The 18,738-nt window shown below is 66.6% G+C and carries 19 protein-coding genes and 1 other RNA gene; 15 read left to right on the forward strand and 5 right to left on the reverse strand.

The genetic code is table 11. The features are described from left to right. Window positions 1–11 precede the first annotated feature (11 nt). Both IEW49_RS08045 and rnhB read right to left on the reverse strand, forming a co-directional pair. Entirely contained in the window at window positions 12–1,169 is a 1,158-nt protein-coding gene (locus IEW49_RS08045) for a site-specific DNA-methyltransferase (RefSeq protein ID WP_188642180.1), read from the reverse strand. A gap of 231 nt (window positions 1,170–1,400) precedes the next feature. Beyond that, window positions 1,401–2,045: a ribonuclease HII gene (gene rnhB / locus IEW49_RS08050; RefSeq protein WP_188642181.1), complete on the reverse strand. Its 645-nt coding sequence runs from the start codon at window positions 2,043–2,045 to the stop codon at window positions 1,401–1,403. On the opposite strand from rnhB, the gene IEW49_RS08055 reads away from it, so the two are divergent. The 5 genes from IEW49_RS08055 to IEW49_RS08075 are packed head-to-tail and all read left to right on the forward strand — an operon-like array spanning window position 2,044 to window position 6,138. Then, window positions 2,044–3,216, forward strand: a complete 1,173-nt coding sequence (locus IEW49_RS08055; protein WP_188642182.1) for a PQQ-dependent sugar dehydrogenase — start codon at window positions 2,044–2,046, stop codon at window positions 3,214–3,216. The genes rnhB and IEW49_RS08055 overlap by 2 nt on opposite strands. Window positions 3,217–3,259: 43 nt before the next feature. Continuing rightward, window positions 3,260–3,772, forward strand: a complete 513-nt coding sequence (locus IEW49_RS08060; protein ID WP_188642183.1) for a GNAT family N-acetyltransferase — start codon at window positions 3,260–3,262, stop codon at window positions 3,770–3,772. A gap of 55 nt (window positions 3,773–3,827) precedes the next feature. Continuing rightward, window positions 3,828–4,376 (forward strand): DUF1285 domain-containing protein, encoded by a 549-nt coding sequence (locus tag IEW49_RS08065; RefSeq protein WP_188642184.1) that lies wholly within the window; start codon window positions 3,828–3,830, stop codon window positions 4,374–4,376. Further along, entirely contained in the window at window positions 4,373–4,978 is a 606-nt protein-coding gene (locus IEW49_RS08070) for a CoA pyrophosphatase (protein WP_188642185.1), read from the forward strand. Before IEW49_RS08065 ends, IEW49_RS08070 begins: the two co-directional genes overlap by 4 nt. Next, complete coding sequence (locus IEW49_RS08075) at window positions 4,975–6,138, forward strand: CCA tRNA nucleotidyltransferase (RefSeq protein WP_188642186.1); 1,164 nt, start codon at window positions 4,975–4,977, stop codon at window positions 6,136–6,138. Before IEW49_RS08070 ends, IEW49_RS08075 begins: the two co-directional genes overlap by 4 nt. Before the next feature lie 81 nt (window positions 6,139–6,219). On the opposite strand, the gene IEW49_RS08080 is transcribed toward IEW49_RS08075, so the two are convergent. Beyond that, the gene (locus IEW49_RS08080) at window positions 6,220–8,319 is read right to left on the reverse strand and encodes a malate synthase G (protein WP_188642187.1); all 2,100 of its coding nucleotides are present in this window, start codon (window positions 8,317–8,319) and stop codon (window positions 6,220–6,222) included. Window positions 8,320–8,469: 150 nt separating this feature from the next. On the opposite strand from IEW49_RS08080, the gene IEW49_RS08085 reads away from it, so the two are divergent. From IEW49_RS08085 to IEW49_RS08100, 4 genes are all read left to right on the forward strand, one after another. Beyond that, entirely contained in the window at window positions 8,470–9,678 is a 1,209-nt protein-coding gene (locus IEW49_RS08085; protein WP_188642188.1) for a hydrolase, read from the forward strand. Further along, complete coding sequence (gene astA / locus IEW49_RS08090) at window positions 9,675–10,688, forward strand: arginine N-succinyltransferase (RefSeq protein ID WP_188642189.1); 1,014 nt, start codon at window positions 9,675–9,677, stop codon at window positions 10,686–10,688. The genes IEW49_RS08085 and astA overlap by 4 nt, the downstream gene beginning before the upstream one ends. Window positions 10,689–10,701: 13 nt before the next feature. Continuing rightward, on the forward strand, window positions 10,702–11,949 hold the full coding sequence (locus IEW49_RS08095) for an N-succinylarginine dihydrolase (RefSeq protein ID WP_188642190.1): 1,248 nt from the start codon (window positions 10,702–10,704) through the stop codon (window positions 11,947–11,949). 157 nt (window positions 11,950–12,106) lie between these two features. Next, window positions 12,107–12,367 carry a hypothetical protein gene (locus IEW49_RS08100; RefSeq protein ID WP_188642191.1) on the forward strand — a complete coding sequence of 87 codons (261 nt, stop codon included), beginning with the start codon at window positions 12,107–12,109 and terminating at the stop codon, window positions 12,365–12,367. 323 nt (window positions 12,368–12,690) lie between these two features. Here IEW49_RS08100 and ssrA read toward each other — a convergent pair. Next, window positions 12,691–13,048, reverse strand: a transfer-messenger RNA (tmRNA) gene (ssrA, locus tag IEW49_RS08105). Further along, entirely contained in the window at window positions 13,035–13,529 is a 495-nt protein-coding gene (gene mscL, locus IEW49_RS08110; protein ID WP_188642192.1) for a large conductance mechanosensitive channel protein MscL, read from the reverse strand. The genes ssrA and mscL overlap by 14 nt, the downstream gene beginning before the upstream one ends. Before the next feature lie 132 nt (window positions 13,530–13,661). On the opposite strand from mscL, the gene IEW49_RS08115 reads away from it, so the two are divergent. Genes IEW49_RS08115 through IEW49_RS08140 form a run of 6 tightly spaced genes read left to right on the forward strand, consistent with a single transcriptional unit; the run spans window position 13,662 to window position 18,727 of the window. Next, the gene (locus IEW49_RS08115; protein ID WP_188642193.1) at window positions 13,662–14,261 is read left to right on the forward strand and encodes a LemA family protein; all 600 of its coding nucleotides are present in this window, start codon (window positions 13,662–13,664) and stop codon (window positions 14,259–14,261) included. A 20-nt stretch (window positions 14,262–14,281) separates the two neighbouring features. Next, window positions 14,282–15,100, forward strand: coding sequence for a TPM domain-containing protein (locus tag IEW49_RS08120; protein ID WP_188642194.1), 819 nt, complete (start codon window positions 14,282–14,284; stop codon window positions 15,098–15,100). Window positions 15,101–15,112: 12 nt separating this feature from the next. Then, window positions 15,113–15,787 (forward strand): TPM domain-containing protein, encoded by a 675-nt coding sequence (locus tag IEW49_RS08125; protein ID WP_188642195.1) that lies wholly within the window; start codon window positions 15,113–15,115, stop codon window positions 15,785–15,787. Then, window positions 15,784–16,323 (forward strand): NUDIX hydrolase, encoded by a 540-nt coding sequence (locus IEW49_RS08130; RefSeq protein WP_188642196.1) that lies wholly within the window; start codon window positions 15,784–15,786, stop codon window positions 16,321–16,323. Before IEW49_RS08125 ends, IEW49_RS08130 begins: the two co-directional genes overlap by 4 nt. Before the next feature lie 26 nt (window positions 16,324–16,349). Beyond that, on the forward strand, window positions 16,350–17,132 hold the full coding sequence (locus IEW49_RS08135) for an SDR family oxidoreductase (RefSeq protein ID WP_188642197.1): 783 nt from the start codon (window positions 16,350–16,352) through the stop codon (window positions 17,130–17,132). An 11-nt stretch (window positions 17,133–17,143) separates the two neighbouring features. Then, window positions 17,144–18,727 (forward strand): fatty acid--CoA ligase, encoded by a 1,584-nt coding sequence (locus IEW49_RS08140; protein WP_188642198.1) that lies wholly within the window; start codon window positions 17,144–17,146, stop codon window positions 18,725–18,727. The last annotated feature ends 11 nt before the right edge of the window (window positions 18,728–18,738 follow it).

Below are 18,738 nucleotides of genomic sequence, written 5' to 3' on the forward strand. Positions count from 1 at the left end.
CAAACCTCCCCTCAGTCTTCGGTCGCGAGCCGGTACAGTTCGCGCGCGGCGTCGAGCGGCTTGATTTGGTCGCCGTCCTCGAAGTGCCAGAAGGTCCAGCCGTTGCAGCTGGGGGCGTCCTGCAGTTTCGCGCCGAGCGCATGGATCGAACCGTCCTGCTTGCCGTGGGCCAACGAGCCGTCGGCGCGGACCGTGGCTTCCCACCGGCGCTTCTTGTCGAACACGACCGTGCCCGGCTTGACGAATCCCGCCTCGACCAGCGCGCCGAAGGCGACGCGGGGCGCATTGCGCTTGGCCTGCATGGTGGTGATCGCGCTTTCGTCGAGCGGGAGTTCCTTCTCGATCCGGGCGGTCGCGACGCGGCGGTATTTCGCCTCGCGCTCGCAGCCGATCCATTCGCGGCCCAGGCGCTTGGCGACCGCGCCGGTGGTGCCGGTGCCGAAGAACGGGTCGAGCACGACGTCGCCCTTGTTGGTGGTGGCGAGCATGACGCGGTAAAGGAGGCTTTCGGGCTTTTGCGTCGGGTGAGCCTTGTGCCCGTTCTCCTTCAGGCGTTCCTGCCCGCCGCAGATCGGCAGGACCCAGTCGCTGCGCATCTGCAATTCGTCGTTCAATGTCTTCATCGCGCGATAGTTGAACGTGTAGCGCGATTTCTCGCCCATCCCCGCCCAGATCAGCGTCTCGTGCGCGTTGGTGAAGCGGGTGCCGCGGAAGTTCGGCATCGGGTTCGACTTGCGCCAAATGATGTCGTTGAGGATCCAGAAGCCGAGGTCCTGCAGTGTCGCGCCGACGCGGAAGATGTTGTGGTAGCTGCCGATGACCCAGAGCGAGCCATTGGGCTTCAATACGCGGCGCGCCTCGGCCAGCCAGGCGCGGGTGAATTCGTCGTAGGCGCGGAAGCTGTCGAAGCGGTCCCAATCGTCGGTCACCGCATCGACATGGCTGCCGTCGGGGCGATTGAGATCGCCGCCGAGCTGGAGATTGTAGGGCGGATCGGCGAACACCATGTCGACGCTGTCGTCGGGCAGCGAACGCATCGCCTCGATGCAGTCGCTGTCCAAAATCTTGCCCAACGGCAATAGTTTGCGACGATCTTCTTCGGAAAGCTTGAGCTTCCGCTTCGGCTGCTTCGCGCCTGCGAGCGCCTTCGTTTCCATGACCTGGCCCATCGTCGTCCTTCCCCCTGCTGCCGGGGCAATTGGAGGCTCCGAAGGGGCCCCGTCAAGCAGCGATAAGCTCGGCCAATTTGGTTAACAAAAGGTTACCGGCGACGTCATAACAGCAGCGCACAAGATGTTGAGTCGCGGGCGAATCCGACGACTCCAGATATGGGGGTGTGGCGCGTTTGACTCACCTGCGGAGCCGAACTTCAGACCGTTTCTAGCTTGGCGTCGGGGCGTTCAGAGCAGGCTCAATTGCGCCACCGGGGCGAAGCTGCGGCGGTGGTGCGGGGTCGGCCCGTGGGTGCGCAGGGCCTCGAGATGCTGGGCAGTGCCGTAGCCGGCATTGCGCTCCCAGCCGTAATGAGGATGGCACGCGGCGAGATCGCGCATCGCGGCATCGCGGTGCTCCTTGGCGAGGATCGAGGCGGCCGAGATGCACGGCTCCTTGGCATCGCCCTTCACGATCGCGCGCGCGGGCCAGCTCCAGTCCGCGGTGCGCCCGGCAGGGGTGAGGTTGCCGTCGACCAGCACTTCGGTCGGCTCGCACCCCAGCGCCTCGACCAGCCGCGCGACCGCGAGCGTCATCGCCAGCATGGTCGCACCGAAGATGTTGAGCCGGTCGATCTCCTCGACCTCGACCACGCCGAGTGCCCAGCCGCAGCGCGCGCGGATCGGTTCGGCGAGCGCGGCGCGCTTCGCGGGCGACAGCACCTTGCTGTCGGCGAGCCCGGCGGGTCGCGGCTTGCAAAGCACGCAAGCGGCGGCAACAACGGGTCCCGCCAGCGGCCCGCGGCCTGCCTCGTCGACCCCGATCACGAGGCGGCCGTCATTCTGCCCGGCACATTCGGACCCGAAACCGGGATGAGGAGTTGAAACCAGCATGACCTATCTCTCGCACGCGCTCGCACTTTCGCTATCCACCGCCATGCTGGCAAGCTGTGGCGGCTCCGCCGCCGGGGATGGCGGGACGGAATCGACCCCTGCGGCCTCGGCCCCGGCGCAGGGCGAGCCGTTCGCGATCGCCGAGATCGGCACGTTCAACGAACCGTGGGCGGCAGCCTTCGCGCCCGGCACGCCGGTGCTGTTCATCACCGAGAAGGCCGGCGCGATCGAGGCGGTCGATACGCGGACCGGGCGCATGATCACGGTCAGCGGCGCGCCGCAGGTCGACTATGGCGGCCAGGGCGGGCTCGGCGACATCGCCTTCCTGCCGTCCGAGAGCAGCGCCGCGCTCGACCGGCGCACGATCTACCTGACCTGGGCCGAGGCCGGCGCCGGCGACACGCGCGGCGCGGTGCTCGGGCGCGGCCAGCTGGTGTGCGAACAGGCCGATGCCTGCGCGATTCAAGGTCTGAACGTGATCTGGCGGCAGGACAAGGTGACCGGTCGCGGCCACTATTCGCACCGCATCGCCTTTTCGCCCGACGGCCGATACCTGTTCCTCGCCTCGGGCGAGCGGCAGAAGATGCAGCCGGCGCAGGACACCTCGAACAATCTCGGCTCGGTGCTGCGGCTGACGCTCGACGGCAAGGCCGCACCGGGCAATCCGATGTATGACGAGGGCGGCAGCGCGGCGCAGATCTGGAGCTGGGGCCATCGCAACATCCTCGGCTTCGAGTTCGCGCCCGACGGACAGCTGTGGGAAGTCGAGCACGGACCGCGCGGCGGCGACGAACTGAACCTCGTCAAGCGTGGCCTCAACTACGGCTGGCCGGTGGTCTCGGACGGCATCCATTACGATGGCGGCGCGATTCCCGACCATGCGACCCGGCCCGAATTCGAGGCGCCGAAGGTCGGCTGGACGCCGGTGATCGCGCCGGGCAGCATGACCTTCGTCGATGGCGACATGTTCTCCGGCTGGAACGGCGACCTGCTGATCGCGGGCCTCAAGTCGAAGGCGCTCGTGCACGTGACCTTCGACGGCGATGAAGCCAGCGAGGTCGCGCGCTACGACATGGGCACGCGGCTGCGCGAGATCGTCGAAGGTCCCGATGGCGCGCTATGGGTGCTCGAGGACGGCGAGAACGGCAGGCTGCTCAAGCTGACGCGCTGATCCTGCTCGACTTGGCCGGTGCGCGGGCGTAACGGGCCCGGCCATGCCGTCGATCATCCCGCTCGATAGTGTCGATCCCGAACTGGTCGAGCAATTGCTCGACCGGGTGTTCGGCGACGAGCGCCATGCGCGCACCGCCTATCGCATCCGCGAGGGGCTCTCCCCCCTCCCCGGCCTCAGCTTCGCCGCGCTCGACGAGGAGGACCTGCTGGTCGCGACGCTGCAGAGCTGGCCGGTCGCGCTGACCGATCCGCAGGGGCGCGCCTGCCCGATGGTAATGGTGGGCCCGGTCGCGGTGGTGCCCGAGCGCCAGGGCGCAGGCTATGGCCGCGCGCTGTTCGCGGCGCTGGCGCAGGCGCTGGGCGGCCACGCCCCGCCGCAAGTGCTGATCGGCGACGAGCCCTATTACCGCCAGTTCGGCTATTCGGCGCGGCACACCCTCAATTGGGACACGCCCGGCCCGGTCGAGCGAGACCGGCTGCTCGTGCGCACCGACAACCCCGCCGTGCTTCCCAGCCACGGTATGCTCGGCCCGTGGCAGGCGGATTTGAATTAGCCCGATCGCGTCAGCGGGGATGACGGACCCGCGCCAATCTGCCAATCGGGCAGCGATGCCCTACACCCCTCCCCCCGATCTTGCCGGAATGTCGCTGATGGAGGTCGCGCAGGCGATGCACGATCGCGGCCTGCCGCCGCTCGACCAGTGGCAGCCCGAACATGTCGGCGACAGCGAGATGCGGATTGCGGCGGACGGACGCTGGTACCACCAGGGCGGCGAGGTGAAGCGGACCGCGATGGTGCGCGCCTTCGCCTCGCTGCTGCTGCGCGACGAGGACGGGCAGCACTGGCTCGTCACCCCGCACCAGAAACTGTCCATCGAGGTAGAGGACGCGGGTTTCATCGCGACCGACGTCAAGTGCGAGGACGGCGCGCTCGCCTTCCGGCTCAACACCGACGACCTCGTGATCGCCGGGCCCGACAACCCGCTTTCGGTCGAGGGAACGGCGGAGGAGCCCGCCGCCTATGTCGCGGTGCGCCACGGCACGCGCGCGCGGCTCGACCGTTCGACCTGGCTCCAGCTCGCCGAGATCGCCCTGGCAAATGGCGACGACCCGAGCGTCTCGAGCAACGGCGCGCGCTTTTCGCTGCTCCCCGCATGAGCCAGCTCTTCGCCCGCCTCCAGCGCCTGTTCGACGAGGGGCACGGAGTCGAACTCCCCGACCTGCTCAACGACCAGCGTTTCGCCGATCCCGATCCGCGCCCCGCCGCGGTGCTGATCCCGGTAGTCGAGCGCCCCGACAGCGAGGGCGGGCCGACCGCGATCCTGACCAAGCGGCTCGACGACATGCGCAAGCACCCCGGACAGGTCGCGTTTCCCGGCGGGCGGATCGATCCGGGCGAAGACGCGGTCGAGGCGGCGCTGCGCGAAGCGCACGAGGAGCTCGCGCTCGAACCCGCGCATGTCCGCGTGGTCGGCGCGACCGATCGCTACGTCACCGGAACCGGGTTCGAGATCACCCCGGTGCTCGGCGTCGTGCCGCCGGGCCTGCCACTCAAGCCCAATCCGGGCGAGGTCGAAGCGTGGTTCGAAACCCCGCTCTCGGTCCTACTCGACCGCGCAAACTGGTCGCGCAACACGGTGTTCTGGAAAGGCGCGGACCGGACCTATTACGAGATGGAGTGGGACGGCTTCCATATCTGGGGGGTGACCGCGGCGATCATTGTCAACCTGTCGCGGCGACTGGCATGGGTCGAATCATGACCACCCTGCCCGACACCGAATGGACCACCCGCGCGGACCTGCGCGAACTCGTCGCCGCGCTGGGCGAAGGCAATGCGCGCTGGGTCGGCGGAGCGGTGCGCGACACCCTGCTTGGGCAGCCGGTCAAGGATATCGATTGCGCCACGCCATTGGAGCCGCGCGAAGTGATTGCGCGCTGCAAGGCGGCGGGGATCCGCACCGTGCCGACCGGGATCGATCACGGCACGGTCACCGCGCTGCGCGACGAGGGCAATGTCGAGATCACCACGCTGCGGCGCGACGTCTCGACCGATGGACGCCGCGCCACCGTCGCCTTCAGCGAGAACTGGAAGGAAGACGCCGCGCGGCGCGATTTCACGATCAACGCGCTTTACGCCGATCCCGCGAGCGGCGAAGTCTACGACTATTTCGGCGGGCTCGACGACATCGCCACGCGCACCGTCCGCTTCATCGGCGATGCGCGCGAACGCATCCGCGAGGATCACCTGCGGATCCTGCGCTATTTCCGCTTCCAGGCGCGGTTCGGAAGCGAACCGCCCGACGCCGAAGCGATCGCCGCCTGCGAGGAACTCGCACCGACGCTGAAGGGCATCAGCCGCGAGCGGATCGCGATGGAACTGCTGCAGATCCTCGTCGCACCCGACGAGATGGATACGCTCGCGCGGATGGACGCACTCGGGGTGCTCGACGTGATCCTGCCCGAGGCCGACCTCGCACAGGCGGATGTGGTGAAGTGGGAGCGCCAGAACGAGCTCCGGCCCGAGCCGATCCGGCGTCTGGCCGGATTGCTTCCGCCCGATCCCGAGATCGCAAGCAAGGTCGCGGGACGGCTGCGCCTGTCGAACGCGCAGAAGAAACGCCTCCGGCTCGCCGCCGCACGCGAACCCGAAGATGCCGAAGACCCGCGCGGCCTCGCCTTCCGTTACGGCCTCGAGACGGCCAACGACCGGCTCGCGATCCTCGGTGCAAGCAATGTCGAGCTGCGCGGCTGGGAACCGCCGCAATTCCCCCTGAAGGGCGGCGAAATCGTCAAGCGCGGGGTCAAGGCCGGGCCCGACGTCGCGCGGCTGATGCAGACGGTCGAGAAGCGCTGGATCGCGGAAGGGTTCCCCGATCGGGAGCGAGTGGATGCGCTGCTGGACGAGGAACTGGAAAAATAGTCGTCATGCCCGCGCAGGCGGGGACCGAGTGAGGGGCCGTGCGAGTTTGGTCAGCATTCCCGCCTGCGCGGGAATGCCGAACTAAGCTGCCTTCGCCCGCTTCCGCCACGTGTGCAGCAGGGGCTCGGTATAGCCGTTGGGCTGCGTCGCGCCTTCGAAGATCAGCTCGCACGCGGCCTGGAACGCCGGGCCAGCCTCGTTTCCGACCAGCGGCACGTAAGCCGGATCGCCCGCATTCTGCGCGTCGACCTTGGCCGCCATGCGCCGGAGCGCGGCATCGACCTGGTCTTTGCTGACCACGCCGTGAGCGAGCCAGTTGGCGATATGCTGCGACGAGATGCGCAGCGTCGCACGGTCCTCCATCAAGCCGATATCGTGGATGTCGGGCACTTTGGAGCATCCGACCCCCGCATCGATCCAGCGCACGACATAGCCGAGGATACCCTGGGCATTGTTGTCGAGTTCGGCCTGGACTTCCGCGTCCGACCAGTTCGCCCCGTTCGCGAGCGGGATCGTCAGCAGGTCCGCCAGCGGCGGCACCGGCTCGCCCGCCAGTTCGTCCTGCCGCCGCGCGACGTCGAAGCCGTGGTAATGGATGGCATGCAGCGTCGCCGCGGTGGGCGACGGCACCCAGGCGCAATTGGCCCCGGCCTCGAGATGACCGCTCTTCTCCAGCATCATCGCCTTCATCCGGTCGGGCGCGGCCCACATGCCCTTGCCGATCTGTGCCTTCCCCTTGAACCCGCAGGCGAGCCCGATCGCGACGTTGCGCCGCTCATAGGCCTGCAGCCAGGTACTGTCCTTGATCTCGGCCTTGCGCAGCATCGCACCGGCCCGCATCGAGGTGTGGATTTCGTCCCCGGTGCGATCGAGAAAGCCGGTGTTGATGAACACCACCCGATCCTTCACCGCGTGGATGCACGCGGCAAGGTTGGCCGAGGTGCGGCGCTCCTCGTCCATCACGCCGACCTTGATCGTGTGCCGTTCCAGCTCGAGCAGGTCCTCGACCGCATCGAACAGGTCGTTGGTGAAAGCGCATTCCTCGGGCCCGTGCATCTTGGGCTTCACGATGTAGATCGAGCCCTTGATCGAGTTGCGCCAGCGGACGTGGCCTTCGACGTCGAGCGCACCGATCGCAGACGTTACGACCGCATCGAGCACGCCTTCGGGCACTTCCGCGCCGTCGCTTGTGAGGACCGCATCACTCGTCATCAGGTGGCCGACATTGCGCACGAACATCAGGCTTCGGCCCTGGATCGTCACCAGCCGGCCGTTGGTCGCGCGATATTCGACATCGTCGCCGAGCTCGCGCAGCACGGTTTCGCCGCCCTTCTCGAACTCGGCGGTCAGATTTCCGCAGATCACGCCTTGCCAGTTGCGATAGGCTGCGAGCTTGTCCTCGGCATCGACCGCCGCGACCGAATCCTCGAGGTCGACGATCGTGGTCAACGCGCTTTCGAGCCGCACGTCGGCTATCCCCGCCGGATCGTTGCGTCCGACCGGGTGGTTGCGGTCAATCACCACAACGATGTGCAAGCCGTTGTGCTGGAAGACCCAGCTTCCGTCTTCCTTCCGTCCGCACAAACACGAACCGTCCTTGAGCACCGGGTCGCCGGTCAACTCGGCCCAGCTCCCGCTTTCGAGCGGCAGCGTCACGTCGAGGAATTCCTTGGCTGCGGCGATCACGGCCGCGCCGCGATCGGGATCGTAACGCTTGCTCTTGGCGGGCGGCGCATCGAGCGCATCGGTGCCGTAGAGCGCGTCGTAGAGGCTGCCCCAGCGCGCATTGGCGGCATTGAGCAGGAACCGCGCATTGAGCGCGGGTACGACCAGCTGCGGGCCCGCGCGGGTGGCGATCTCGGCATCGACTTTTTCGGTCCCGATGGTGAACGGGCCGGGCTCGCGAACGAGATAGCCGATATCCTCGAGAAACGCGCGATAGACGTGCGGATCGTGGGGCTTTCCGGCGCGTTCATTGTGCCACCGATCGATGCTGGCCTGCAGCGTCTCGCGGGTTTGCAGCAGCTGCGCGTTGCGCGGCATGAATTCCGCCAGCAGCGCGGCAAAACCCTCCCAGAACCGCTCCGTATCGCGGCCCAGCACCATCAGCACATCGTCTTCGAGAAACTTCGCCAGTGCCGCATCAACCTGCAGACCGGCACGCACAACCCTGTTGGACATCCGTCACCTTGTTTTCGTGTATTAACCAGCGACCACGAAATGCCTGGGGAGGGCAGCCGCGCTATGGAGGTCGGCAGTTACGTTGGCAAGTACAGTAAAGATGCATGGCGCGGCTTGGCGTTCCGGGCGCAGCCGACTAACAGGGCGCCCATGTCGCTGACCGATGCCGAAAAAGCCCTGCTCGACGCGCTCGACGCCTCCCCCATGCTGGACCAGGTGGAGGCCTGGAGCGCGATCAATTCGGGCACCCGCAACCTTGCCGGACTGGCCGAGCAGGCCGATGCGCTGGCCGCCGCCTTCGGCGCGCTGCCGGGCGAGATCGAACTGGTCGAACCCGCGCCCGTCACCGCGATTTCGAGCGACGGGCAGGAGGTCGCACTCGACCACGGCAAGCACCTCGTGCTGCGCGTACGCCCCGGCGCCAACCGCCGCGTGATCCTGACCGGGCACATGGATACGGTGTTTCCCGAGGATCATCCGTTCCAGGACCAGAAATGGCTCGACGACGAGACGCTCAACGGACCCGGCGTCGCGGACATGAAGGGCGGCCTCTCGATCATCCTCGCTGCGGCGAAAGCGCTCGAAACGACGCCCGAGGCAAGCGCCTTGGGCTACGATGTCCTGATCAATTCGGACGAGGAGACCGGTTCGCTGTCTTCCAGCGCGCTGATCGCCGAGCTGGCGCAGGGCAAACTCGCCGCGCTGACCTTCGAACCCGCCGCGCTGCCCGACGGAACGCTGGCGCACGAACGCGGCGGGACCGGCAATTATTCGATCACCATCACCGGCAAGTCGGCCCATGCCGGGCGCAACCCGCACGAGGGCCGAAACGCCCTGCTCGCCGCTGCCGACCTCGCGTTGCGGCTCGAGGCCATGGCGCATGACGAGATGACCGTGAACCCGGCCAAGATCGAAGGCGGCGCGGCCAACAATGTCGTCCCTGACCATGCCGTGCTGCGCTTCAACATCCGTCCCAAGAGCACGCAAGCGATGGAAAGCTTCGATGCCGATCTCGACGGCGTATTGCGGGAGGTCGAAGCGGCGCGCGAAGTATCGATCCACCGCCATGGCGGCGTCACCCGCCCGCCCAAGCCGGTCGACGAACCGGCGCAGAAGCTGTTCGACCTGGTCAAGGAGTGCGGCGCGCTGCTCGGCCAGGAGATTGGCTGGAAATCGACCGGCGGGGTGTGCGACGGCAACAATATCGCCGCCTGCGGCGTCCCCGTGGTCGACACGATGGGCGTGCGCGGCGGCGCGATCCATTCGCCGGACGAATTCCTGATCGTCCCCAGTCTCGAAGAGCGCGCGAAGCTCGCCGCGCTCGTCCTTCACCGTATTGCCACCGGAGCAAAGTTTTGAGTTACGTAATACGCGCGGCCACCGCGCAGGATGTCGAAGCCATGTACGAGATGGCGAAACTGACCGGCGGCGGGTTCACCAACCTCCCGCCCGATCGCGACACGCTGCGCAAGAAGCTAGAGCGTTCTGAAGCGTGCTTTGCCAAGGAGGCCGACCGGCCCGACGACGACCTGTTCGTGCTGGTGCTCGAGGATACCGAGACCGGCGAGGTGCGCGGCACCAGCCAGCTGTTCACCGAAGTGGGCCAGCAATGGCCGTTCTATTCCTACCGGATCCAGACGCACACCCAGCATTCGCAGGAGCTCGACCGGACGTTCCGCGCCGAGATGCTGAGCCTGGTCACCGACCTCGAGGGCGCGAGCGAAGTGGGCGGCCTGTTCCTCCACCCCAGCAGCCGTGCGGGCGGGCTCGGCATGTTGCTCGCGCGCAGCCGCTATCTCTTCATCGCGATGCATCGCGACCGCTTCGGCGACAAGATCCTCGCCGAACTGCGCGGGATCATCGACGATCGCGGCGGGTCGCCGTTCTGGGACGGCCTCGCGGGCAAGTTCTTCGGCATGAGCTTCCAGGAAGCCGACGAGTTCAACGCCTTGAACGGCAACCAGTTCATCGCCGACCTCATGCCCAAGAGCCCGATCTACACCGCGATGCTGCCCGAAAGCGCGCGCGCCGTCATCGGGCTGCCGCACCCGACGGGTCGTGCAGCGATGCGCATGCTTGAGAACGAGGGCTTCGCCTACGAGGGCTATGTCGACATCTTCGACGGCGGTCCGACGGTCACCGCCCGCACCGACCAGTTGAAGACGCTGCGCGAGACGCGCCCGATGGAAATTTCGCGCTGCGATCTCGACATCGGCGACCGCGTGCTGATCGCGACCGGGCACAATGCGAACTTCCGCTGCTGCTACGGCATGATCGAACACGAGGGCGACAAGGTCGCGATCGATCACACCACCTGCCGCACCCTCGCGGTCGAGCCGGGCGACACCGCCTGGTGCGTGGCGCGGTGACGGAGAGGATCGAATGAGCCTCAGGGAAATCAATTTCGACGGGATCGTCGGTCCTTCGCACAATTATGCCGGGCTGAGCCTCGGCAATATCGCGAGTGCGAGCCACAAGGGCGATCCGTCCTATCCGCGCGCCGCGGCGCTGCAGGGCGTCGCCAAGATGCGGCACAATCTCGGCCTCGGGCTGGCGCAGGGTTTCCTGCTTCCGCTGCCCCGGCCCAACCGCGCCTTTCTCGAGGCGATCGCGCCCGACGAAGACACCCCGCCGGCGCTGGTCGCCGCGGCATGGTCCGCCTCCTCGATGTGGACCGCCAATGCGGCGACGGTCTCGCCCGCGCCCGATACGCGCGACGGCAAGTGCCACCTGACCCCCGCCAACCTCGTCACCATGCCGCACCGCGCGCAGGAATGGCAGGACACCAAGGCCCAGCTCGACCTGGCCTTCGGCGGCGAGGGCTTCGTCGTCCACGACGCGGTGATGCCGAGCTTCGGCGACGAGGGCGCGGCCAACCACATGCGGTTCTGCGAAGGCCACGACGCCCCCGGCGTCGAAGTGTTCGTCTGGGGCCGACAGGGCGGGCGCTATCCCGCACGCCAGCACGAACAGGCGAGCCGCATCGTCGCGCGCAGCCACGGGCTCGCCCCGGCGCGCGCGGTATTCATCGAGCAGAATCCCGAGGCGATCGCCGCGGGCGCGTTTCACAACGACGTCGTCTCGGTCGCCAACGAACGCGTGCTGTTCACGCACGAGCGCGCCTATGCCGACCAGGCGGGCGCCTATGACGCGATCCGCGCCGCCTTCCCCGCGCTGCAGGTGGTCGAAGTGCCCGAAACCTCGGTGAGCCTCGAGGAGGCTATCCGCACCTATCTGTTCAACGCCCAGCTCGTCTCGCTGCCCGAGGGCGGGATGGCCCTGGTGGTGCCGAGCGAATGCCGCGAGAGCGAAAGCGTGTGGTCGTGGGTCGAGACCATGCTCGGCTCGAACGGGCCGATCCGGCAGGTGCTGCCGGTCGATGTCCGCCAATCGATGGCCAATGGCGGCGGCCCCGCCTGCCTGCGCCTGCGCGTGGTGGCCGACCCGGATGCGGTCGATCCGCGCTTCATGGTCGACGAGGCCAAGGCCGGACGGATCGAACAGGTAGTCGCAGAGCACTGGCCCGAGCAGATCGATCCCGCCGATATCGGCAGCGATAGCCTCGCCCGCAGCGTGATCGACGCCCGGCGCGCGTTGCTCGATGCGCTGGAGCTCTCCGAACTGGCCTGACCGCCTGTGGTGCGGCTGCTCGATTTCGGGACGGATTCGACAAAGCCGCTTCTGTCGGGCAACTTTACGGTTATCGGATCGTTAAGCACGCAAGCCACGCGATTCCGCACGTGGCACGCTGCTTGCTCATCCGGCAGGCAAAGGAGTTCGGCCACCCATGTTCCGAAAAATCGGACGCCTGTTCACGATCAAGACCAAGTTCGAGGCATACGTCATCATCTATGCCCTCGCGCTCGGCGCGATCGAACGCGGCACGGCCTATCTCGACCAGTATCCGGGCATCGGCGGCTGGCTCCTGCTGCTTGCCTGCACCGGTGCGGTGTTCCTCGGCGGCGCGAAGATCCTCGATTGCGTGACGAAAGAGCAGGCGGAGCGAAAGACGCTCGAGGCGGAGACCGCTGCGGGCGGTGGGGCGTAGAGGATAAGAGTCTTTGTGGTTACGGACCCGCATCCGCGGGTCCATCCTCGGTGCTATTCTCTCCGCTTCGCTCCAAGGCACCTGCGGGCGGGCGGTCGCCCTTGCCTCCGCGCTAGTCGCGCCTCGGACGACCGTCTTGGTCGTATCCGCTTGGCGCTATCTCGCAATGTCCGTCCAGAATTTGCGCGCGATAGCGCGCACGCGTGCGACCGCACGCCGGCCGTTAGGCCGAAGCCAAGCGAGCCGGATGGCTCGCGCCCGGCGTTTGAGGGACCAAAGAAAATAGAAGTGGAGCGTTTCTGTTGCCAGGTACGCTCCGGACCCCTGTATCCGTTCTGTTGACCGGTCGGACCGACCGCGCTTTTGGCTTTGTAAATTCAGGCCGTTAGGCCGTCACATTACGCAGCGAGAGCAAGTGCTTCGTTATCGTTGGCACTTATTGGTTTTGAGCCTTTAACGGGTTACTCAGCCCGGACGAAAACAGCGCCTTTCAACACGCGTCGATCCTGGTTCGGCCCCGTCAATGCGCCCGCCCACTTGCTCGGTGGAGGCAGACGCAATGGTGGAGCCGCCGGGTACTGCCCCCGGGTCCGCCGTGCCTATTGCACGCCGCAGTTTATCGTCATAGCCCGCCGAAACGAGCAGGCCCTATATAGGCGCGCGGAGATTAATGTGAAGTGGACGGAGGCGCGCTCGCCTCGTCTTTCTTCAATTCAGCCAGAATCTTCTTCAGCACGTCGAGCTGCGGGTCGGTCGGCACGTCGGGGCTCTTCGCGCTGTCCTCGGTCTGTCGGGCGAGCTCCTGCATCTCGTCCATCGCCCGGTTCACGCCCCTAACCAACATGAATACGGCGAATGCGATCAGCAGGAAATTGATCACCTGCGTGATCAGGTCGCCATACCCAATCATCTGCACGCCGGCCTCCCTAAGCTCGGCGTAATTGGTCAGCGAGCCATCATAGCCCTCGGGAATCGGACCTAGCCGGACGAACTTGTTCGAGAAATCGATATCGCCGAACAGCCAGCCGATCAGCGGCATGATGATCCCCTCGGCGAGCGAGGTCGTGATCTTGCCGAACGCCGCCCCGATGACCACGCCCACCGCGAGGTCGATCACGTTGCCGCGCGCGATGAATTTCTTGAATTCCTTCCCCAAGCCCATGCTCTATCCTTTCTTGTCTAAGGGACATCGTTTGACACGCGCCGCACGAGGCCACAAGCGAGGTGCAAAGCTTGAAAGCGCGCCTAGCCGTGCTATCTAGGTAAGACAGTCGTTCTTAGGGGAGTTTGCCGCATGTCCTGGAAGTCCTTCCGCTTTGCCCTCATCGCTGCAGGTGCCGCCATGCTGGCGTCCTGCGGCATCAACTCGGTGCCGACCAAGGAAGAGGCCGCCAAGGCCGCCTGGGCCAATGTCGAAAGCGCCTACCAGCGCCGTGCCGACCTGATCCCCAACCTCGTCTCGACCGTGCGCGGCGCCGCCGCGGCAGAGGAAGACACGCTGACCGGCGTGATCGAGGCCCGTTCGCGCGCCACATCGATCCAGCTCAGCGCCGACGATCTCGACGACCCGGCCAAGTTCCAGCAGTTCGAAGCCGCGCAGGGCGAGCTCGGCAGTGCATTGAGCCGCCTGATGGTTACCGTCGAGCGCTATCCCGAGTTGCAGAGCCAGCAGCGTTTCGGCGACCTGATGGTCGCGCTCGAGGGCAGCGAAAACCGCATCGAGACCGCGCGCGTCCGCTACAACGAGGCGGTGCAGGACTATAACACCACGATCCGCACCTTCCCCGACATCGTCGGCGCGAAGGTGATCCACGGTGCCGAGCCGATGCAGACCTTCAGCGCCAAGCCGGGTGCCGACGAAGCGCCCACGGTCGACTTCGGTAACGAGGGCTGATCCTGCTTCAGCTAAACGTCATGTCGCGTGTCCTCGCCGCCTTCGCGCTGGTGTTCGCGCTTATCGCGAGCCCGGCGCTGGCGCAGGACTATCCGGCCCCGCCGGACGGTCCGATCCTCGACGCCGCCGACCTTATCCCCGCGGACCAGGAGGCGGCGCTCGATCGGCGCCTGCGCGACTACAACGAACAGACCGGCCGTGCGGTGATCGTCGCGACGGTACCCTCGATGGACGGTGCCGACATCGACAATTACTCGCGCGGGCTGGCGGAGTTCTGGAATATCGGCGGGGCCACGACCGAGGAAGGCGTGCTCGTTTTCGTCGCGCGCGACGACCGCAAGATGGCGATCAAGACCGCACGCGGGCTCGACGACCGGCTGACCGACATCAGCGCCGGACGGATCATCCGCAACACCATGCGCCCCGCCTTCCGCGCGGGCGATTTCGGCGGCGGGATCACGCAAGCGGTGGACGAGATCATCGAGCGGCTCGACCTGTCGCCCGCCGATGCCCGCGCGATCGCCGAAGCCGAAGCCGCCGCCGAGACGCAACGCGCCGAGGAAGGCGGATTCCCGATCGGCACGATCATCTGGTTCGTCTTCATCTTTTTGTTCTTCATCCTGCCGATGTTCTCGCGCGGGCGCGGCCGCCGCTATCGCCGCGGCGGCGTCGGCAGCGTGGTCGGCGACATCATTCTGTGGGAAGCCGGCAAGGCGGTCGCGCGCGGCCTGTCCGACAGCGGCTCGTCCGGTTGGGGCGGTAGCGGGGGCGGTGGCTTCGGCGGGTTCGGCGGCGGTGGCGGCGGCTTCGGCGGCGGCGGCGCCTCAGGTGGCTGGTAAGCGGGGCTGTAGATGAAATATCTGAACGCAGAAGATCATGCGAAGGTGAGCGAGGCGGTCGCCGCGGCCGAGCTGACCACCAGCGGCGAAATCGTCACCGTGCTGGCCGATCGCTCGGACGGTTATACCGACGTGATCCTCGTCTGGGCGGCGGTGATCGCCTTTACCGCGATGAGCATCTTTGCCGTCGTGCCCGACGCACTGCTCGACACGATCGACTGGTTCCGCGGCGGCTGGACGCACGACTGGACCTTCGGCGAGGTGATCGCCTGGCTGACAGGCCTCGGCGTGGTCCTCTTCCTCGCGATCTGGGGATTGTTCAGCTGGGAACGCCTGACCTACGCGCTGATCCCCGGCCCGGTGAAGACCAAGCGCGTGCACCACCGCGCGATCGAACATTTCAAGGTCGGCGCCGAACGCCGCACCCATGGCCGCACCGGCGTTCTGCTCTATCTCTCGATGAAGGAACACCGCGCCGAGATCGTCGCCGACCAGCCGATTGCCGAGATCGTATCGGCCGAGGTCTGGGGCGAGGCGATGGAGGACATGTTGGTGCATATCCGCGAAGGCCACATCGCCGACGGCCTCGCTGCCGGTGTGCGCGATGTCGGCAAGGTGCTGTCCGAAAACTTCCCCCGCGCGGAAGACGACCAGAACGAGCTGCCCGACCGGTTGATCGAGGTGTGAGCGGTACCGACGCCGACTGTCCCGAGGAAACCGTCTGGGCCGGCGATTACATCACCGCGAAGAAACGCGGGCGGTGGGAATATGTCGGTCGCGCGCGCGGCATCCGCGCGGCGGTGATCGTCGCGGTGGAGGACGGGCACGTCCTGCTGGTCGAGCAGTACCGCGTGCCGCTCGGCAAACGCTGCATCGAATATCCCGCGGGGCTGATCGGCGACGACGACGGCGAGGAGGACGAGGACCCGCTCAAGGCCGCCGGGCGTGAGCTCGAGGAAGAGACCGGCTATCGCGCCGAACGCCTAGAGGATTGCGGCGAATTCTATTCCTCGCCTGGCATGGTCAGCGAAAGCTTCACGCTGGTGAAGGCGTCCGGCCTGACGAAGGTGGGCGAAGGCGGCGGCACCGACAGCGAGGACATCACCGTCCACCGCGTCCCGCTCGAGCGAATCGAGGATTTCATCGCCGCGAAGCGCGCCGAAGGAATGGGTATCGACTCGCGCATCACACTCCTGTTAAGCGAGCGATTAACAAGGGGCTGAAGCCCCGGGCCAAAACGGGAGAGCGCATGGCCGGTCGTGTCGAAGGAAAACTCGCCCTCGTAACCGGCGGCGCGCAGGGCCTCGGCGCCGCGACCGGCCGCCGCCTGGTCGAAGAAGGCGCGCGGATCGTGCTGTCCGATCTCAACGAGCAAGGCGCGCAGGATACTGCCGCCGCGATCTGCGCGGAACATGGCGAGGACAAGGCCTACGCGATCGGCCACGACGTCGCCGATCCCGAAGACTGGGACCGCGTGATCGACTTCGTGAAGGACAAGCTCGGCGGGCTGTCGGTGCTCGTCAACAATGCCGGGATCGGCATTCGCGGCGATATCGAAACCTGCACGCTGGAAGACTGGCGGCGCGGCTTCGCGGTCAATGTCGACAGCATATTCCTCGGCTGCCAGCGCGCCCTCCCCCTGATGGCCGACCACCAGCCCGGTTCGATCGTCAACATCTCCTCGATCGCGGGCCTGATCGCGAGCGAGACGATGCCTGCCTACAATGCCAGCAAGGCGGCGGTGTGGATGCTGTCCAAGTCGATCGCGCTGCACTGCGCCAAGAAGGGCTGGAACATCCGCTGCAACTCGGTCCACCCGACCTTCGTCGACACCCCGATCCTCGACGGCATCGTGCGCAATACCGGGCGCGAGAAGGCCGTGATCATGGACAAGCTCGCGCGGCAGATCCCGCTCGGCCGGGTGGGCGAGCCCGACGACATCGCCAACGGCGTGCTCTACCTCGCGAGCGACGAGAGCAAATTCATGACCGGGGCGGAACTGAAGCTCGACGGGGGGATATCGGCGCAATGAATGATTGGCGGATGCCCGACCCGGCCTCCTTCCGCACCCTCGCGGACCTCGCCATTTTCAACCAGCGCGATTTTCCCGATCGCATCGCCTTCCATTGCGACGGCACCGACCTGACCTTCGACCAATTCGCGCGCCACACCGCGCAGGTCGCCAATGGCTTGCGCGATATCGGCATTGGCGCGGACGAGCGCGTAGCCTTTCTCGGTCGCAACACGATCGAATTCTACGAGACGGTGATCGGCGCCGCGCGCGCCGGGGCGGTGGTCACTCCGATCAACTGGCGGCTGGCCCCGCCAGAGATCGAGTGGATCCTGCGCGATTGCGCCGCGCGCGTGCTGTTCGTCGACGCCGCCTACGTCCAGGTCGCCGCCGAATTGCGCGGCAGCCTTCCGGGTCTCGAATACATCATCTGCCTGCAGGAGTGCGGCGAGGCCTTCGTCTGCTACGACGACTGGCGCGACGAGCAATCGGACAGCGAACCGGGCGTCACCCGCGCGCCCGACGATGCCGCGCTGCAGCTCTACACCTCGGGCACGACCGGCTTTCCCAAGGGCGTCGTGCTCTCGAGCAAGGCGCTGCTGCGCGCCGATTTCGACTATTCGCCCGAGAAAAGGGACCTGTGGGACATCTGGGACGAGGACGACGTCCTGCTGCTCGCCATGCCCAATTTCCATATTGGCGGGATCGCCTCGGGCATCCGCGGATTGAAGGGCGCGATCAAGAGCGCGATGATCCGCGAATTCGAACCCGGAGCCGCGCTCGATGCGATCGAGCGGCACCGCGTCACCAAGACCTTCCTCGTCCCCGCCGCGATTCACGTGATGCTCGCGCACCCCAAGGCGCAGGAGACCGATTTCTCGAGCCTGAGGCTGGTCGGCTACGGTGCCTCGCCGATCCCGCTCGACCTGCTGCGCGCGGCGCTCAAGGTGTTCGGCTGCGATTTCGCGCAGGTCTACGGCCTGACCGAGACCACCGGCACGATCTGCGCGCTGATGCCCGAGGACCACTCGGTCGAGGGCAACGAGCGGATGCGCGGCATCGGCCAGCCGATCAACGGGGTCGAGATGAAGGTGATCGACGCGGACGGCGAGGAGGTCGAAACGCGCGGGATCGGCGAGATCGCGATCCGCTCCTCCGCCAACCTCACCGAGTACTGGAACCGCCCCGATGCCACCGCCGAGGCGGTCGATGCCGAGGGCTGGTTCCGCACCGGCGACGCCGGTTATGTCGACGAGGACGGCTATTATTACCTGTTCGACCGGATCAAGGACATGATCGTGACCGGGGGCGAGAACGTCTACCCGGCCGAGGTCGAGAACGCCGTGTTCGGCTGCGAGGGCGTGGCCGACGTGGCGGTGTTCGGCGTACCGGATGAAAAATGGGGCGAGGCGGTGAAGGCCTGCGTGGTGCGCAAGCCCGGATCGGATGTGAGCGAGGCCGATGTCATCGCCCATGCCCGCGAACGGATCGCGGGCTTCAAATGCCCCAAATCGGTCGATTTCGTCGACGCACTACCCCGCAACCCTTCCGGCAAGGTGCTGCGCCGCGAACTCCGCGCGCCCTATTGGGAAGGCCAGGACCGCCAGATCAGCTAGCGGCCCCTTCC

The organism is Pseudoblastomonas marina (genome assembly GCF_014641655.1).
In the GTDB taxonomy this organism is placed as follows: domain Bacteria; phylum Pseudomonadota; class Alphaproteobacteria; order Sphingomonadales; family Sphingomonadaceae; genus Alteriqipengyuania_A; species Alteriqipengyuania_A marina.

Bases quoted from the DNA above. Each gene is read 5' to 3' on its own strand.
- IEW49_RS08045 (WP_188642180.1), bottom strand. From the start codon at position 1,169: ATGGGCCAGGTCATGGAAACGAAGGCGCTCGCAGGCGCGAAGCAGCCG.
- IEW49_RS08055 (WP_188642182.1), top strand. From the start codon at position 2,044: ATGACCTATCTCTCGCACGCGCTCGCACTTTCGCTATCCACCGCCATG.
- rnhB (WP_188642181.1), bottom strand. From the start codon at position 2,045: ATGCTGGTTTCAACTCCTCATCCCGGTTTCGGGTCCGAATGTGCCGGG.
- IEW49_RS08060 (WP_188642183.1), top strand. From the start codon at position 3,260: ATGCCGTCGATCATCCCGCTCGATAGTGTCGATCCCGAACTGGTCGAG.
- IEW49_RS08065 (WP_188642184.1), top strand. From the start codon at position 3,828: ATGCCCTACACCCCTCCCCCCGATCTTGCCGGAATGTCGCTGATGGAG.
- IEW49_RS08070 (WP_188642185.1), top strand. From the start codon at position 4,373: ATGAGCCAGCTCTTCGCCCGCCTCCAGCGCCTGTTCGACGAGGGGCAC.
- IEW49_RS08075 (WP_188642186.1), top strand. From the start codon at position 4,975: ATGACCACCCTGCCCGACACCGAATGGACCACCCGCGCGGACCTGCGC.
- IEW49_RS08080 (WP_188642187.1), bottom strand. From the start codon at position 8,319: ATGTCCAACAGGGTTGTGCGTGCCGGTCTGCAGGTTGATGCGGCACTG.
- IEW49_RS08085 (WP_188642188.1), top strand. From the start codon at position 8,470: ATGTCGCTGACCGATGCCGAAAAAGCCCTGCTCGACGCGCTCGACGCC.
- IEW49_RS08095 (WP_188642190.1), top strand. From the start codon at position 10,702: ATGAGCCTCAGGGAAATCAATTTCGACGGGATCGTCGGTCCTTCGCAC.
- IEW49_RS08100 (WP_188642191.1), top strand. From the start codon at position 12,107: ATGTTCCGAAAAATCGGACGCCTGTTCACGATCAAGACCAAGTTCGAG.
- mscL (WP_188642192.1), bottom strand. From the start codon at position 13,529: ATGGGCTTGGGGAAGGAATTCAAGAAATTCATCGCGCGCGGCAACGTG.
- IEW49_RS08115 (WP_188642193.1), top strand. From the start codon at position 13,662: ATGTCCTGGAAGTCCTTCCGCTTTGCCCTCATCGCTGCAGGTGCCGCC.
- IEW49_RS08120 (WP_188642194.1), top strand. From the start codon at position 14,282: ATGTCGCGTGTCCTCGCCGCCTTCGCGCTGGTGTTCGCGCTTATCGCG.
- IEW49_RS08125 (WP_188642195.1), top strand. From the start codon at position 15,113: ATGAAATATCTGAACGCAGAAGATCATGCGAAGGTGAGCGAGGCGGTC.
- IEW49_RS08135 (WP_188642197.1), top strand. From the start codon at position 16,350: ATGGCCGGTCGTGTCGAAGGAAAACTCGCCCTCGTAACCGGCGGCGCG.
- IEW49_RS08140 (WP_188642198.1), top strand. From the start codon at position 17,144: ATGCCCGACCCGGCCTCCTTCCGCACCCTCGCGGACCTCGCCATTTTC.